General features: G+C 42.6%; 14 protein-coding genes. 6 read left to right on the forward strand and 8 right to left on the reverse strand.

Annotated elements, in window-relative coordinates; all coding sequences use genetic code 11:
- Positions 1 to 9: 9 nt before the first annotated feature.
- From OCV12_RS00800 to rfaD, 3 genes are all read right to left on the reverse strand, one after another.
- Positions 10 to 1,194: an O-antigen ligase family protein gene (locus OCV12_RS00800; protein ID WP_261885124.1), complete on the reverse strand. Its 1,185-nt coding sequence runs from the start codon at positions 1,192 to 1,194 to the stop codon at positions 10 to 12.
- 1 nt (position 1,195) lies between these two features.
- Complete coding sequence (gene lpxM, locus OCV12_RS00805; protein WP_261885125.1) at positions 1,196 to 2,152, reverse strand: lauroyl-Kdo(2)-lipid IV(A) myristoyltransferase; 957 nt, start codon at positions 2,150 to 2,152, stop codon at positions 1,196 to 1,198.
- 124 nt (positions 2,153 to 2,276) lie between these two features.
- Complete coding sequence (gene rfaD / locus OCV12_RS00810; RefSeq protein WP_261885126.1) at positions 2,277 to 3,218, reverse strand: ADP-glyceromanno-heptose 6-epimerase; 942 nt, start codon at positions 3,216 to 3,218, stop codon at positions 2,277 to 2,279.
- Between the two features lie 152 nt (positions 3,219 to 3,370).
- Here rfaD and OCV12_RS00815 point away from each other — a divergent pair, with 152 nt between their 5' ends.
- Positions 3,371 to 4,534 (forward strand): nucleotide sugar dehydrogenase, encoded by a 1,164-nt coding sequence (locus OCV12_RS00815; RefSeq protein WP_261885127.1) that lies wholly within the window; start codon positions 3,371 to 3,373, stop codon positions 4,532 to 4,534.
- Positions 4,535 to 4,659: 125 nt separating this feature from the next.
- Positions 4,660 to 5,298, forward strand: coding sequence for a TetR/AcrR family transcriptional regulator (locus tag OCV12_RS00820; protein ID WP_261885128.1), 639 nt, complete (start codon positions 4,660 to 4,662; stop codon positions 5,296 to 5,298).
- A 260-nt stretch (positions 5,299 to 5,558) separates the two neighbouring features.
- Here OCV12_RS00820 and OCV12_RS00825 read toward each other — a convergent pair whose 3' ends face one another.
- The 5 genes from OCV12_RS00825 to OCV12_RS00845 all read right to left on the reverse strand — a co-directional run bounded on the left by OCV12_RS00825 (position 5,559) and on the right by OCV12_RS00845 (position 9,898).
- Positions 5,559 to 6,710: a murein hydrolase activator EnvC family protein gene (locus tag OCV12_RS00825; protein ID WP_261885129.1), complete on the reverse strand. Its 1,152-nt coding sequence runs from the start codon at positions 6,708 to 6,710 to the stop codon at positions 5,559 to 5,561.
- 104 nt (positions 6,711 to 6,814) lie between these two features.
- Positions 6,815 to 7,636 carry a serine O-acetyltransferase gene (cysE, locus tag OCV12_RS00830; protein WP_048612489.1) on the reverse strand — a complete coding sequence of 274 codons (822 nt, stop codon included), beginning with the start codon at positions 7,634 to 7,636 and terminating at the stop codon, positions 6,815 to 6,817.
- Between the two features lie 47 nt (positions 7,637 to 7,683).
- Positions 7,684 to 8,730, reverse strand: a complete 1,047-nt coding sequence (gene gpsA, locus OCV12_RS00835; RefSeq protein WP_261885130.1) for an NAD(P)H-dependent glycerol-3-phosphate dehydrogenase — start codon at positions 8,728 to 8,730, stop codon at positions 7,684 to 7,686.
- Between the two features lie 177 nt (positions 8,731 to 8,907).
- Positions 8,908 to 9,375 (reverse strand): protein-export chaperone SecB, encoded by a 468-nt coding sequence (gene secB, locus OCV12_RS00840; protein ID WP_004741403.1) that lies wholly within the window; start codon positions 9,373 to 9,375, stop codon positions 8,908 to 8,910.
- A gap of 88 nt (positions 9,376 to 9,463) precedes the next feature.
- Positions 9,464 to 9,898, reverse strand: a complete 435-nt coding sequence (locus tag OCV12_RS00845; RefSeq protein WP_261885131.1) for a rhodanese-like domain-containing protein — start codon at positions 9,896 to 9,898, stop codon at positions 9,464 to 9,466.
- Positions 9,899 to 10,160: 262 nt separating this feature from the next.
- Here OCV12_RS00845 and OCV12_RS00850 point away from each other — a divergent pair, with 262 nt between their 5' ends.
- From OCV12_RS00850 to OCV12_RS00865, 4 genes are all read left to right on the forward strand, one after another.
- Entirely contained in the window at positions 10,161 to 10,406 is a 246-nt protein-coding gene (locus OCV12_RS00850; protein WP_261885132.1) for a hypothetical protein, read from the forward strand.
- A gap of 121 nt (positions 10,407 to 10,527) precedes the next feature.
- Positions 10,528 to 11,232: a YjbF family lipoprotein gene (locus OCV12_RS00855; protein ID WP_261885133.1), complete on the forward strand. Its 705-nt coding sequence runs from the start codon at positions 10,528 to 10,530 to the stop codon at positions 11,230 to 11,232.
- A 21-nt stretch (positions 11,233 to 11,253) separates the two neighbouring features.
- Complete coding sequence (locus OCV12_RS00860; RefSeq protein ID WP_261885134.1) at positions 11,254 to 12,144, forward strand: capsule biosynthesis GfcC family protein; 891 nt, start codon at positions 11,254 to 11,256, stop codon at positions 12,142 to 12,144.
- Positions 12,144 to 14,411, forward strand: coding sequence for a YjbH domain-containing protein (locus tag OCV12_RS00865; RefSeq protein ID WP_261885135.1), 2,268 nt, complete (start codon positions 12,144 to 12,146; stop codon positions 14,409 to 14,411). The genes OCV12_RS00860 and OCV12_RS00865 overlap by 1 nt, the downstream gene beginning before the upstream one ends.
- Positions 14,412 to 14,968: the final 557 nt, after the last annotated feature.

Below are 14,968 nucleotides of genomic sequence, written 5' to 3' on the forward strand. Positions count from 1 at the left end.
CTTTAATAATTATTTCCCCACTTCGATTGGAGCTCGTAGTTGAAAATAGTTCAGTATTAGAAATGGGAATAAGAAAAAACTCTGATTCATAGGTACTTCTGTTAATGAGCATATTGTTACGCTCATTGCCAAAGAAGTGATTACTATGCGACTTTCTTTGCTAATGAAATTTCTTTTTTTCCAGCATTGGTATAATGGAAAGTAAATAGTAAGAAGACATAAAATCAAACCTATTATTCCGCTTCTTACAGCTTTGTCTATATATTGATTGTGAAAATGACTAGGTGAAAAACTTGCGATCGTTTTGAAGAAAGAGTCTCTCTTGCTGAGTTGATTTAACTCATTCTTAAACTCATCACCAACACCAAAAAATGGTTTTTCCGCTATAATATATGGAGCTGACATCCACATTTGTAAACGAAGACCTATTGAAGTGTTGTAATTACCAGTATTTAGCGTAGTTATTTCATTTCTAGTTGACTCTATTCGTTCAATTAGAGGCTTATGAGTGAGAGTCGTAATGGCTAAGATGAATGTTATTATTAGTAGAAATGTTTTTCTGATGTTTTTCCGTGTCAATGTCGTAATTGCGACTAATAGTAACGATGTAATTAAAAATGAAAGGATCGGCCCCCTAGACTCTGTTAGGAAAATCGATATAGAAAACAACAGATAGGACAGAATATAAATACAACGTTTGGTTTTTAGGCTGTAATACAAACTGTATACAGCGAAAAGACATAGCGACATTGAATAAGTTATTGGATTAAAAGGCCATGTTGCCCTATCAATATGTAAAATATATTTTGAATAAATCACAAATAAAAAGGAGGAAATAGAAGCGATAACTATTAGTATAGGTAGTGAAGATACGGTTATTTTCTCTTTTGGAAAAAAAAGGAAAAACAAGCAACAGGCGATGAGAGTTCTTATTTCACCGGAACCGTAACCAATAGTTTTGTATAATACTGAACCATATAATGTTGATAGTATTAAAATCACTATATATGGGTCTTTAATATTTTCCCTTATAGAGAGTGTCTTATATTTAAAGATACAAAGAATGATCGAAATTAAGAACAAAGAAATAACAGCTTTATCCCAGCCAAAATAAAATAAACCAACACTAAAGATGCTAAAAATAGGTAGGTAAATAAGAAATATGAAAAAGTTATCTGAGGTAGAGTTGGTCATTTTAGATCTTATAAGGATTTACATTAGTTTCAGGACGAGTCTTAAGCAGTCTTAAGATCCACATATATTGCTCAGGTTTTTTGCTCACGTAATCTTCAATGCATTGGTTCATCATACGTGCATCCTGCTCTTCGCTTCCTGTTGGGAAAGGTAGAGGAGGGTAGAAGTCCAGAGCATATTGGCCAGTGTTGCTATCGTATTGAGCAAAGAGAGGGACAATTTTAGCCTTGCTCAGTTTGGACAGCCGACCAAGGCCTGAAATTGTTGCTTTTTGGGTTGCGAAGAAGTCAACGAAGACACTGTGCTCACGACCTAGATCTTCATCCGGTAGGTAATACCCAAGGTAACCATCTCTTACGGATTTGATGAAAGGTTTTATACCACCACTACGGTCATAAACTCGGCCGCCGTATTGCACTCGCTGACGATGCATCAACCAGTCACTGAGTTTGTTTTTCTGAGCTTTCGCCATTGCAGACACCGGTAGATTACGTGATGCGAGTAATACTGCTGGGATGTCGATAGCCCACGTGTGTGGTACTAACAAGATAACATTCTCGCCACTGTCTGTAATATCGGTTAGGTTACTCAGGCCGTTTATCGAAGTGTTATTCTCTAGCCAAGTTTTACTCTTGAGTGTCAGTGAGGCAAACCCCATCAAAAATGAGATGGAAGTAACGTATGACTGATAGAGAGTTTCTTCGCGCTCTTCGATAGATTGCTCAGGGAAACACATCTCAAGATTCACACGAGCTCGGCGGTTAGCCTTATTCTTAATTCTTACAGCTTGCTTAGCCATAAACTTAGCTAATGTTAAACGAATGCTATTAGGCAAGAAGCAGACTAAAGACGATAACAAAACAGCAATCCAAGTTCCCCAGTATTTAGGTGCTAGAAAACCCCATTCAAACTCAGGATTGTAAGCTTTTGGATCAAAATCATTGCGTTGTGTGGTCATTCATTCACTACATTATTTTAATCAGAGAGCTAGCTATGTGCTCGCTATTCAGGAAATGATTATATTTGGTATAATGATAGGTTCACCAACTGAGCCCATCATTAAAGCAATATTTGAAAAAGTGTTATGCGTTAACAAGCTTCATATATTCCGAAACACCGTCGGCGACAGATTTGAATTCAATATCGCAACCTGTACCGCGAAGCTTCGTTAGGTTAGCTTGGGTGAACTCTTGATAAGCACCTTTTAGGTGTTCAGGGAATGGGATGGTTTCAATTTCTCCCTTACCGTGATATTTGATCACAGCTTTTGCGACTTCTTCAAAGGACTCTGCATTGCCAGTGCCGAGGTTGAAAATGCCAGAAATGCCATTTTCTAAGAACCACAGGTTTACTGCCGCTACATCACCAACATAAACAAAATCGCGCTTAAAGGTCTCGCTGCCTGCAAACAGTTTTGGATTTTCACCAGCGTTCATTTGATTGTTTAGGTGGAAGGCAACTGATGCCATGCTACCTTTGTGTTGTTCGCGCGGGCCATAAACATTGAAGTATCTGAAGCCTACGATCTGTGAAAGTGTCTCGTTGTGCGCTGCTGCATCAGCCGTTAAGCGACGAACGTAGTTATCAAACTGTTGTTTTGAGTAGCCATATACGTTCAATGCACCTTCGTATTCGCGCTCTTCAATGAAAGTATCAGTTTCACCGTACGTTGCAGCGGAAGAGGCATATAGGAACGGAATTTCACGTTCGACACAGTAATGAAGCAGCTCTTTAGAGTACTCATAGTTGTTAAGCATCATGTACTTGCCATCCCACTCAGTGGTCGCAGAGCATGCACCTTCGTGGAAGATCGCTTCAATATGACCGAAGTCATCACCAGCCATTACTTGAGTTAGAAAGTCATCACGATCCATGTAATCTGTGATGTCTAGATCGACAAGGTTCTTAAACTTCTTACCGTCTTTTAAGTTGTCGACGACTAGAATATCGTTGTGGCCCGCTTCGTTAAGCGCCTTAACAATATTGCTGCCAATCATGCCAGCACCACCGGTTACGATAATCATAATTCTCTAACTCTTTTGAATACAAAACTATCACGAGTATAGCAAGGAATGGATAAGGCGGGCTAGTGGAATAATTCCCCAACCGGAGTATGATACGGCAAGCTAAGTTATAAATTTTGTTGAGTTAATTGCTCAAAACTATAGGTATTATCATGAAGATTGCGGTAGCCGGTACAGGGTATGTAGGTCTCTCAAATGCGATGTTGTTAGCTCAGCATCATGAAGTGATCGCGGTGGATATCATCGATGAAAAAGTGACGATGCTTAACAATAAGCAGTCGCCAATCGTTGATGCTGAAATAGAACACTTTCTGGCGAACAAAGCGCTTAACTTCAGGGCTACAACCGATAAATCAGTGTATAAAGATGCTGAGTTTGTCATCATTGCAACGCCTACCGATTATGATCCAAAAAATAATTACTTTGATACCAGTTCCGTTGAGTCTGTCATTAAAGATGTGATGGCAGTAAATCCTAAAGCAGTGATGGTCATTAAATCAACAGTTCCTGTAGGCTACACTGAGCGTATCAAACAAGAACTGAACTGCGAAAATATCATCTTCTCCCCTGAGTTTTTACGCGAAGGCAAAGCCTTGTACGATAACCTACACCCATCACGAATCATTGTTGGTGAGTGTTCTGAGCGAGCTAAAGTGTTTGCTAACCTTCTTGTTGAAGGTGCTGAAAAAGAGAATATTGATGTCTTGTTTACAAACTCGACTGAAGCCGAAGCAGTTAAACTATTCTCAAATACCTACCTAGCGATGCGTGTTTCTTATTTTAATGAGCTTGATTCTTACGCTGAAGCGCATGGCTTGGATTCTCGCCAGATCATAGGGGGGGTGGGTTTAGACCCTCGCATTGGTAATCACTACAATAACCCTTCATTTGGCTATGGTGGTTACTGCTTACCAAAAGATACCAAGCAGCTATTAGCTAACTATCAAGATGTACCGAACAACATTGTGGGTGCAATTGTTGACGCTAACCGCACACGCAAAGATTTTATTGCGGATTCAATTATTAGACGATCGCCTAAAGTTGTAGGTATTTATCGTTTGATTATGAAAGCAGGGTCAGACAACTTCCGTGCGTCGTCGATTCAAGGGATAATGAAGCGTTTGAAAGCTAAAGGTATTGAAGTAGTCGTGTTCGAGCCTGTGTTAGAAGAAGAACACTTCTTTAACTCGAAGGTTTATTCTGATCTCGAAGAGTTCAAAGCGGTATCTGACGTGATTGTTTCTAACAGAATGGTCGATGAAATCTCAGACGTTGCAGATAAAGTGTACACAAGAGACCTTTTTGGTAGCGATTGATTCCAGCAGTGATTGATTAAAGGTGAATTTTAGCGCTTGCTAATTCGACCAGATGTTAACAGCTCGATCTATCCGTTTAGTGGCGATATACTGAACCACTAAACGGATAGGGATACTTATAATCAATGAAAACACGTGACAAGATTGTTTACGCTGCTTTAGAGCTGTTTAATGAGCATGGCGAGCGTAGTATTACGACCAATCATATAGCTGAACACATCGAGATCAGCCCTGGTAACCTGTACTACCATTTTCGCAATAAACAAGAAATTGTCCGTGATATTTTTACCCTCTATTCTACTGAGTTACTCGAAAGATTTACTCCTATTCAAGGGCAGAAAGAAAGCCTGACGTTGTTAAAGCACTATTTAGATTCGATTTTCACTCTGATGTGGAAGTACCGATTTTTCTATGCAAATCTTCCAGAAATCTTGTCTCGTGACGAGCAACTTCATCTCGATTACATGGCTGTTCAAGAAAGATTGCAAACTAACCTTGTCGATATCATGAGAGCGTTTGTTGAATTGAACTTGCTGAAAGCGACAGATTCAGAGATGAAGTCGATGGTGACTTCTCTTCACTTGATCGCATCGGGTTGGTTAGCTTATCAATCTGCGATGTCTCCAAAAGCCCAAATTACCGAGCAAGTTGTACATCAAGGGATGTTACAGATGATCGCGACTGTTAAACCGATTGCAACAGCACAAGGTTTTGAGCAGCTGACACTTTTGGAAGATGGCGTAAGGGCGTTGAACTCTAAATAGGGAGATATGATTTCAGCGAGATGCGAGGTTCAAAGGGTAGGAAAGAGAAGAATGTTTGTATAGCTACGTCATTCCCTACAGCGAGGGACGAGCGAGATAGGGAATCTTTCTTTATCCTCGAGGCTAGAAATATCATAGCGAGATTCCAGATATTTCGTTCCTCAATTCTGGAATGATGGACTTTGAGAATACGAATATAGATATTCTCAATGAACTGATTTGTTCTTCTAATCTCGTTTACTTGAATTCCGTCTCTGCTTTTATCGAACCAACCAACTCTTTGGGTTTTGAGCTTGGCTGTTTCTTCTAATCTCAAAGTACAGTGATGGACGCGTTTGACCGCCAGTGTCACCGGCTAGAGCAATAGCTTCACCTGCTTTAACTTTGTCACCTTCTTTTTTTAGTAGCGCTTGGTTAAAGCCGTAGAGCGTCATGTCGCCTTTACCATGGTCAAGTAATACTACCAAGCCATAACCACGTAGGTACTCAGCGAATACAACCGTTCCGGAGTAAACAGATTTGACCTGTTGTCCATACTTAGCGTTGATCACCATACCTTTCCAGTTAACTTGGCCTGTTTGGCGCGAACCATAGCTATGCAGAACTTTGTCTCTGATTGGCCAGGGTAGTTTGCCTTTACGTTTGGCTAAACCATCCATAGGGACTGCATTACGCCTCTCGCGAGCCGCCTTCTCTGCTTTCGCTATTTCGGCTTTCAAGCGAGTCTCATTGCGCTGAAGTTCTGCCAAATAGTTTTTGTCACCAGATATATTCTTTTTGATGCTACCAACGGTCTTCTTACGTTGTGTTTGGGTTTTGGCTAGCGTATCGCGCTTTGTGGTTTGTTGTTTTAGCAGTGTTGCGATTTGTTCTTGTTCAAGTTGGCGCTGCTTATGGCTTTCTTCTAACTCAAGTTGAGTTTGTTCAATCGTTTTGATTGTTGCAGAGCGGGCTTTGGCAAGATGTTGGTAATAGTGACTGATGCGATCTTCTTCGACGCCCGTATTGAGGATGTGCGATGAGGCTTTAGCACGGCTTGTCATGTAGTAAGTTTGAATCAGTTGTTCCAACTTATCTGTATGGACTTTTTTCTGTGCTGTGAGTGCTTTGATCTTAGTGTCTAAGTTAGCAATGTTAGCATTAGCGGTATTTAGCTGCCTCTTACTATCTAGGATAGCTTTTTCAAGCGACGCAATGGAAAGCTCTTGTTTTTTGAGACTTGCTTGTAGGCTATCGAGTTTTTTCTGTTGTGAGGATAGATTCTTTTGTTGGCGAGATATCTCGCTAGATACACCTTTCAGTTCACCTTGAGATGCAGCAAATGACGACGTAGATAAAAGAGCAATACAGAGGCTCGCTGATATCAGGAGAGTCGAACTAATGGCTCGAATTTGTTTCATCATTATCGTCATTTAGTTGTTATTCATCTACTTGTAGGTTGTGTTTGTTTTATTCGAATCTCATCGATGCTCGCAATTCTTCTCACATCTCGATACTCGTCTCCTGCTACTGCTGCTTAAATCCCATCACCATGGATGAAGTTCTGAGAGCGGCCATTGAACCCCTGATCCATGTCTAAAGATGGCTTGTCAGTTTTTGGCTTACCGACAATCTTTGCTGGCACGCCCGCCACGGTAGTATGAGGTGGAACTGCCTGAAGAACCACAGAACAAGAACCAATCTTCGCGCCTTCACCCACTTCAATGTTACCGAGAATTTTAGCGCCGGCACCAATCATCACGCCTTCGCGAATCTTAGGGTGACGATCACCGCCTTCTTTACCGGTACCACCAAGGGTCACGTCTTGAAGAATCGACACGTCATTTTCGACTACAGCGGTTTCACCAATCACAATGCCTGTTGCGTGGTCGAGCATGATTGCTTTGCCGATACGTGCAGCCGGGTGGATATCTACTTGGCAAGCGACTGAAATTTGATTTTGCAGGTAAGTCGCAAGAGCAATACGACCTTGTTTCCATAGCCAGTTAGCGACTCGGTAACCTTGCAGAGCATGGTAGCCTTTAAGATAAAGTAGAGGCATTGAATACATCTCTACCGCCGGATCTCGAGTCACTGTTGCACAAATATCACAAGCGGCAGCATCAATAATCGATTGGTCCTGCTTAAATGCTTGTTCAACCACCTCACGCACTGCCATTGCAGGCATTGAGGCGGTCTTTAATTTGTTTGCCAGAATATAACTGAGCGCGGCGCCCAAGCTTTCGTGGTTGATAATTGTGGCATGGTAAAAACTCGCAAGCATAGGCTCTTGCTCTGACTGCTGTCGAGCTTCCTTCACAATGCATTGCCAAACTTTTTGTTGTTCACAGTGTTTCATTTTTCCATCCATCTTATCTATTTCATTCCACGACTTGATGCGTGATGTTATCGCTCTGACTTCTTGTCTCGAGCAAGTAGGTCTTGTGCCGCTAAGTGAGCATCTTTCCCTTGATACAGCACTTGGTAAATTTGTTCAACAATTGGCATCTCAACGCCCATGCGTTCTGATAGTAACCAAACTTCTTTGGTGTTGCGATAACCTTCGACCACTTGGCCGATTTCTTCTTGCGCCGTGTCGACGTCTTTACCTGAGCCTAGCGCTAAACCAAACCGACGGTTGCGCGATTGATTATCGGTACATGTCAGTACTAAATCGCCTAATCCAGCCATACCCATGAAAGTTTCTGGTTGTGCGCCAAGTGCTGCACCCAATCTACTCATCTCAGCTAAACCTCGCGTGATCAGTGCTGTACGAGCGTTAGCACCAAAGCCAATACCATCTGACATGCCAGCGCCAATTGCGATAACGTTTTTAACCGCGCCGCCAAGCTGCATACCAATGAAATCTGAGTTCGCATACACACGGAATGTTTTGCCGCAGTGAATTTTCTCTTGTAGCTCTTTTAAGAAGCTCTCGTCTGGTGAGGCAACTGAAATTGCGGTCGGCATACCCATCGCAAGCTCTTTTGCAAAAGTAGGGCCAGATAGAACTGCTAGTGAGTAACCATCACCAAGCACATCGTGTGCGACATCTTTAAGTAGTCGGCCAGTCTCTGGTTCCAATCCTTTCGTTGCCCAGCAAATACGAGAATTCGCTGACAAATGAGGTTTTAGACTATTTAGAACGATACCAAACACGTGGCTAGGAACGACGACTAGGAGATCACGACTTGCTGTGACAGCTTTCTCAAGGTCCGATTCTATAATCAGGCTTTCTGGAAAGTCGATATTCGGCAGAAACTCATTATTCGCACGCTCAGATTCAAGGCGAGCCATATGAACAGGGTCATGTCCCCAAAGAACAACGTTTGCACCGTTACGCGCTAAAGATATAGCTAAAGAGGTTCCGTAAGAACCTGCGCCAATTACCGTCATGGCGATGTCTTTACCGTAAGCGTTTGTCGTGTGAGTCGGGCGAGTTGTTTCTGTCATGCTTCCACCTAAAAATAATGAGGGAAATCGAAGAGTTCTGGAAAGTTTGCTACTAATAAGAAATAGCACTTTATCTAAGTAACAGTGTAAAGAAAAAATGCACATCGCAGAAGCTGCGATGTGCATTTAAAAGCTAACTAACGCTTGAATCGTTAGAGTTAAGTTCTACTTTGATACTTAAGCTTGTTCGCCTTCAGCTTGCTGAGCTTGGTTCTGTAGGTAGTTCATGAACAAAGCATCAAAGTTTACTGGTGCAAGGTTCAATTGTGGGAACGTACCTTTAACCACTAGGCTAGAAATCGTTTCACGAGCGTATGGGAACAGGATGTTCGGGCAGAATGCGCCTAGGCAATGTGCTAGCTGGCCAGCTTCCATTTCGCTTGCAGAGAAGATACCACCTTGTTGAACTTCGCAAAGGAATGCAGTGTCGTCAGCATTTTTTACAGTCACCGTTAGACGTAGAATTACTTCGTATACGCCTTGGCCTAGTTCACGGCTTTGAGTATCTAGGTCCAGTTTTACATCTGGGTTCCACTCTTTTTGAAACATGTCTGGAGAGTTTGGCGCTTCGAAAGATACGTCTTTTAGGAAGATACGTTGGATTGCGAAGTTTTGTTGTGCGTCTTGTTGTGCTGCTTCAGCCATTTTCTTGTCCTTAAAAATTTAAATTAGACTTTGTTTTCCATATCAGTCGAACAAAGCCTTAAAGTCATATTGGTTTAACTCGGTCAGCTTACTTCTTGCCTTTGACTAAAGGCAGGTTCGCTTCGCTCCAAGCCACTAAGCCGCTTTTCAGCACGCTTACGTTTTCGAAACCTGCTTTAACCAGCAAGTTAGCGCTTTCTTGAGCTGTTTGACCAGTCTTGCATACTACGATGATTGGGTCTGCTTTATGGCTTTCAAGGCTACCTAGGTTATTTGATTTGATGTCTGACGGTAAAATGTGAAGTGCGTCAGTAATATGGCCCTTTTTGAACTCATCTTTAGTACGAATATCAACCACAACACCGTTTTCACGGTTAATCAGTTGTGTAGTTTGAGCTGCCGTGATCTCTTTATAGGCTGCATTTGATGTTTTGATTACGTTCGCAATGATGGCAACAACCAAGCCGATCCATACGATGGCTAAAATCATATTCTCTTGAACAAATGGAACTAACTCTTGCATGTCTTGAACTCTTATTCGTTATTGGGCGAAAAATTATAGGTCAGGAGTATAGCGAGAAAGGATAGGAGAATACAGAGGAAGCATGTTGTGGTGCAAAAAGCGTTATCTCAAGAAGGATTTATAAGGTATTGCTTATGATTTACTCATTTACTTGATTGTGGTTATTATCTATGATGATCAATCAGTTGTTTAAGCTGAACGACTGTTTGAGGATGTGAAAATCATCTTCTGCATATAAACGTTTATATTAATGGAAATCATTATGAAAAAGATGGCTCTAGCAGCTGCATTAGCAGTTAGCTTCTCTGGTGCTGCATTTGCAGCTGAAACTACAGCGGCAGCTGGTACTGGCGCAAGCTCAGGCGCAGCAGCAGGCGCTGGTGCATCTGCAGCAGCAGCAGGCACAGCAACAACAGTTGCAGTAGCGACAGCAGCAGTAGCGGCAGCAGCAGCTGTAGCGGTTGCTTCTAACGAAAGCGGCGCAACAACTACAACAACTACTCGATAATTTTTTGAGTAGGCGTTTAAAACCATTTTATGTGAAAGCATAAAGTGGTTTTTTTATATCTAATTGATTAATTTTCCATATTGGACAGCAGCAACCAGATTGCTAGGAAGCAGAACTCGTCATGCTTAAACCTCTAATCATATCTCTTGGTCTTTTTCTTGCTGGTTGTTCTCAGCAGTTTCAAGACGTTAATTCCACTTTTGATGAAGCCTTTTTTGGAAGCTCCGATGTTGAGTTATCCAAGGAATACATTCAAAACTTACCGTATTCCAGCATTTACGCGGAAGTGAACGATCAAGGTAAGATCTTCATGGTTTTGGCCTACGTAGGTGAAAACCCGCAAACGGGTGCAGAGCAGTTAAAGTGGATGTCTTCTGACAAAGCGATGATCGTCACTGAAAATGGACGCATCGTACAAACACTATTGCTTCCTTATGAAAACCTTTCTGGTTTGGTATTCCAACCGTTGGATGCGTACTCGTCTGCAAACAGCTCGTCGCCAAGCTCTTCTTCTGCGTTTGATGTGTCAGAGAACCCCGGTCCCCAAAAGTGGCAAGCGGTTTACGATTGGCAGCCTAACTATCAATTCGGCTATAAAGCGAATATCACCCGAACGTATGCAGGGAATCAAACGGTCGAAACACCGTTAGCGTCTATCGATACCAAGAAGTTCCAAGAAAAAATTAACTTTCCAATGTTAGAGCAAGAGATCACCAACGAATATTGGGTCGACAGCAATGGCAAAGTGGTTAAGACCATACAGTATTTAGGCCCTGATATGACAAGGCTTGAGTTAACCATCCTTAAGCATTATCAAAGCAATTAACGAACAGGGTAATAAACTAAAATGATGAATTATATTAGTCACGTATCAAAAATGACGGGGCGTCGGTTGCCAGCAGTGAGAGTTCTGCTAATGATGAGCGCTTTGTTTGCTTTGAGCTCCGCTTCTGCGGCTTCTAATTTTGTTACACCTGATGGCTCTTCTTTAGTAAAAACAACAATCGAGCTTCCTCTTCAAGGTGTGACGCTTGAGTATAAAGCTAACGTTAGATTGCTTCAGGTGTTAGACGACGCGAACGCTAGCTCTAACGTGAATGATAGCGGTAGTATTGGTTACTTCCCCCTTTCAGCTCAACTGTTTGATAAAACCAATACTGAAGCTAACAAATCTAATAAAGCTATCGAAGCCAAAAAGCGCAATGTATTTAACCAACTTAACGCTTTCTCGGTAGAAGAACCAGAAGCAAAATTAGTAAAGCAACAATTAGCTTCTTTCCAATATCTCAATCGAGTTTTTATTGAGCTAGATCGCAATGCGGTTATCTCGCAATCAGATAAGAACCCGTTACTTGTTTCAAGTTCTAATACTAACAAGCCGTCAGACAGCCAAACTCAAGCCTTTTCTCTGTACTTACCACAACGACCAACGTCCATTCAGCTGATGGGGGTAATGAAAGAGTCGGTAACAATGAATCTGATTGAGCATGGAACCTTGAATGATTATCTAGATGCATTACCGAACGGTTTTATGGGCGAATCAGCAGATAAAAGCGTGGCTTATGTTGTCCAGCCAGATGGCGTGGTACAAACCATTCAATATGCCTACTGGAACGAACAGCCGGTTTATTTAGCGCCAGGTGCTATCGTGTTTATGGCGTTTTACTCTTTGCCATCGGAATACTCAACGTTGAACCAAGATATCGTCGATTTGTTACGTAATAAGGTTGGCCTGTAATGCTGAAACAGAAATCATTCCCTCTATCGGCAGTGTGCATATCGGTTACCTGCGCCTTGTTAATGACCAGTAGTGTGTCGGTTTTTGCCGAAACAGCCATTGATTCCTCTTCGTTCAGAGCAGAGAAATCATCATTCGACGACACAGAATACAGAACGTCGCAAATGAACTTTGGTGGTGTTGGCCTAATGCAAATGCCAACAGGCCGAATGGCACCAGAAGGTGAGTTCAACTTTAGCGCCTCGTTTAATAACGAATACTACTTTTATAACGTCAGCCTACAGGTGATGCCTTGGTTTGAAACCACCATTCGTTATACACAAGTACAAGACCTGCTTTATAGCGGAGGCGCAGACCAAGACTGTTCTCAAAACTCATTCAGTGGTTGTACCAAATACACAGATAAAGGCATCGACTTTAAACTGCGTTTAATCGAAGAAGGGTACTACTTACCGGAAGTGTCGGTAGGCGTACGTGACTTCGGTGGTACAGGCTTGTTTGATGGCGAATTTGTCGCGGCAACTAAGCGTTTTGGCCCTGTTGATTTTACCTTGGGCATGGCTTGGGGATACATGGGCACTAGTGGCAACTTCACTAACCCATTGTGTAAAGCCAGTGACAAGTATTGCGATCGCCCGTCTGATTTTAAAGGCAATGGCGGCAGTGTCGATTTTGAGCGTTGGTTTAAAGGCGATGCTGCTATTTATGGCGGTTTTGAATACCAAACCCCTTATAAGCCGTTAACCTTAAAGCTTGAATACGATGGCAACGATTACTCTCAAGATTTTCCAGTAGTACGTGGTGGTGTCGACATGACACAACACACGCCATGGAACGTGGGTGCTGTGTACCGTTTCACTGATTGGGGTTCAGCGAAAGTGAGCTATGAGCGAGGCGATACCTTAACCCTTGGCTTTGATCTCTCGACTAACTTCAATGAAATGTATTCTGTGTGGCGAGATGCTGAAACAGCAGAATTGCGCCCAAGCGATGTCGAGACGGTTGATGATATTGATATGGCTGCCCTCGCGGAAGAGCTAGAAACGATCGCTGGCTATGAACAAGCGCAAATCTTGGTCGACGATAATAGTATTGTGGTAAAGGGCACTCAGGTTAAATACCGAGACAGAGATATCGCCCTTGAGCGCGGTGCGACCGTGATTGCCAATGCGGTACCGAGTTACATCGACACTTACAAAATCATTGAAAACGACAAATCGTTGGAACTCACCGAGACAACGGTAGATGCGCAAGCGTTCAAAGCGGCAGCTAACAATAGTTATCTCAATGCTCAAATCAGTGATGCAACAAACACTCACGAATTAGAGCGCAAGAAATCCGTTATTTATCATGATGGGCGTGAACGATTCGATGTGTCGATTTCACCAAACTTAGCTCAATCGTTCGGTTCTGCTGAAAACTTCTACTTATACAGTTTGGGTTTATACACCAATGCTTCGTTCTGGGCGTTAAACAATGTCGAACTGTCGGGTTCGCTTTACGTTAACTTAATTGATAACTACGACAAGTTTAATTACGAAATCCCATCCGACGGCACTGACCAAACGCCAAGAGTAAGAACCTTGTTCCGCTCTTATGTGGATGATCCAGTTCGTTTAGACCGTTTACAACTGACTTGGTTTGAAGACTATGGCAGCGGTGTCTACACCCAAGCCTACGGTGGATACCTAGAGAGCATGTTCGCGGGTGTGGGTGGCGAAATCCTTTATCGTCCATTCAACCAAAATTGGGCGATTGGCGCAGACATTACGGCAATAAGCCAACGCGATCCTGAAAGCTGGTTTGGTACGTTTGATGAAGAGATCCAAGTCAACCCAGACGACAACAGCCGAACGTACAAAGTGATTGATAAAGGCACGACGGGCTTCATCACCGGTTACTACACCCCACAATGGGATTTCTTGAGTGATACCTTGCTTAAAGTAGGAGTGGGTAAATTCCTTGCGGGTGATATCGGTACTCGTGTCGATTTCTCTAAACAGTTTAAGAGCGGCGTGATTGCCGGCGCATTTGTCAGCCTAACCGACATGACAACCGAAGAATACGGTGAGGGCAGCTACACCAAAGGCTTCTACGTATCGATTCCGTTTGATTTAGTCACCGTGAAACCAAGCTCAAGCCGCGCAGGTTTTACCTGGTTACCGATCACGCGTGATGGCGGACAAGTGTTGAATAAACAGTACAACTTGTTCGATCAAACCGATGCGCGCTCACCTTGGTTCCAAAGACCGAGTAGTGTTAAGTAGCTTGAAAGCAGATGCAGGTAACGAGTAAGCGGGATGCGAAGAGCAGGAAAAGGGCTGTACCGAGGTTCGGATAATCGAGTAACGAATAGCTTAAGAGCTTGTGATATTGATTGGGTCTAGCTTTGGCCCCCCTTGAACGCCGTTCGTTTGTGAGCGGTGATGTTCATCAAAGGGGGGGGAGAGGGGTTTTAATCTCTGTGTTACCACCCCCTCTTCCCAGTTTGTCCCTTGTTTTGGTATTTTCTGCGAAGCAATAATTGTGATAAAAGGTAGGAGCTAAAAGCATCCAGTCACAGCTTTATATGCTCTTATCTACACTTAAAACCATTCAACTAGGTTGATAAAAACCACAATTTGTGCATAATGCTTACGGATTAAGCTACTCGTATGCAAGCACACTATATTGCTACGTTTTAGATAAAATACACCCATTCAAATTCCATATTGATATGGGCATAATAACTACGCAGTGTGATGTCGCGGAATATCAAAGGGCGGTAGCGTTCCTCTGGTATTAATAGGAAGGGAGATCACAGGTAGTAGCCTCCCTTAACTCT

Origin of the sequence: Vibrio pomeroyi (assembly GCF_024347595.1) — a bacterium.
GTDB classification, from domain to species: domain Bacteria; phylum Pseudomonadota; class Gammaproteobacteria; order Enterobacterales; family Vibrionaceae; genus Vibrio; species Vibrio pomeroyi.

Coding starts and splice junctions, on each gene's coding strand:
- OCV12_RS00815 (WP_261885127.1), top strand. CDS start 3,371: ATGAAGATTGCGGTAGCCGGTACAGGGTATGTAGGTCTCTCAAATGCG.
- OCV12_RS00865 (WP_261885135.1), top strand. CDS start 12,144: ATGCTGAAACAGAAATCATTCCCTCTATCGGCAGTGTGCATATCGGTT.
- OCV12_RS00800 (WP_261885124.1), bottom strand. CDS start 1,194: ATGACCAACTCTACCTCAGATAACTTTTTCATATTTCTTATTTACCTA.
- secB (WP_004741403.1), bottom strand. CDS start 9,375: ATGGCTGAAGCAGCACAACAAGACGCACAACAAAACTTCGCAATCCAA.
- gpsA (WP_261885130.1), bottom strand. CDS start 8,730: ATGACAGAAACAACTCGCCCGACTCACACGACAAACGCTTACGGTAAA.
- OCV12_RS00820 (WP_261885128.1), top strand. CDS start 4,660: ATGAAAACACGTGACAAGATTGTTTACGCTGCTTTAGAGCTGTTTAAT.
- cysE (WP_048612489.1), bottom strand. CDS start 7,636: ATGAAACACTGTGAACAACAAAAAGTTTGGCAATGCATTGTGAAGGAA.
- OCV12_RS00825 (WP_261885129.1), bottom strand. CDS start 6,710: ATGACGATAATGATGAAACAAATTCGAGCCATTAGTTCGACTCTCCTG.
- OCV12_RS00855 (WP_261885133.1), top strand. CDS start 10,528: ATGCTTAAACCTCTAATCATATCTCTTGGTCTTTTTCTTGCTGGTTGT.
- OCV12_RS00860 (WP_261885134.1), top strand. CDS start 11,254: ATGATGAATTATATTAGTCACGTATCAAAAATGACGGGGCGTCGGTTG.
- OCV12_RS00845 (WP_261885131.1), bottom strand. CDS start 9,898: ATGCAAGAGTTAGTTCCATTTGTTCAAGAGAATATGATTTTAGCCATC.
- rfaD (WP_261885126.1), bottom strand. CDS start 3,218: ATGATTATCGTAACCGGTGGTGCTGGCATGATTGGCAGCAATATTGTT.
- OCV12_RS00850 (WP_261885132.1), top strand. CDS start 10,161: ATGAAAAAGATGGCTCTAGCAGCTGCATTAGCAGTTAGCTTCTCTGGT.
- lpxM (WP_261885125.1), bottom strand. CDS start 2,152: ATGACCACACAACGCAATGATTTTGATCCAAAAGCTTACAATCCTGAG.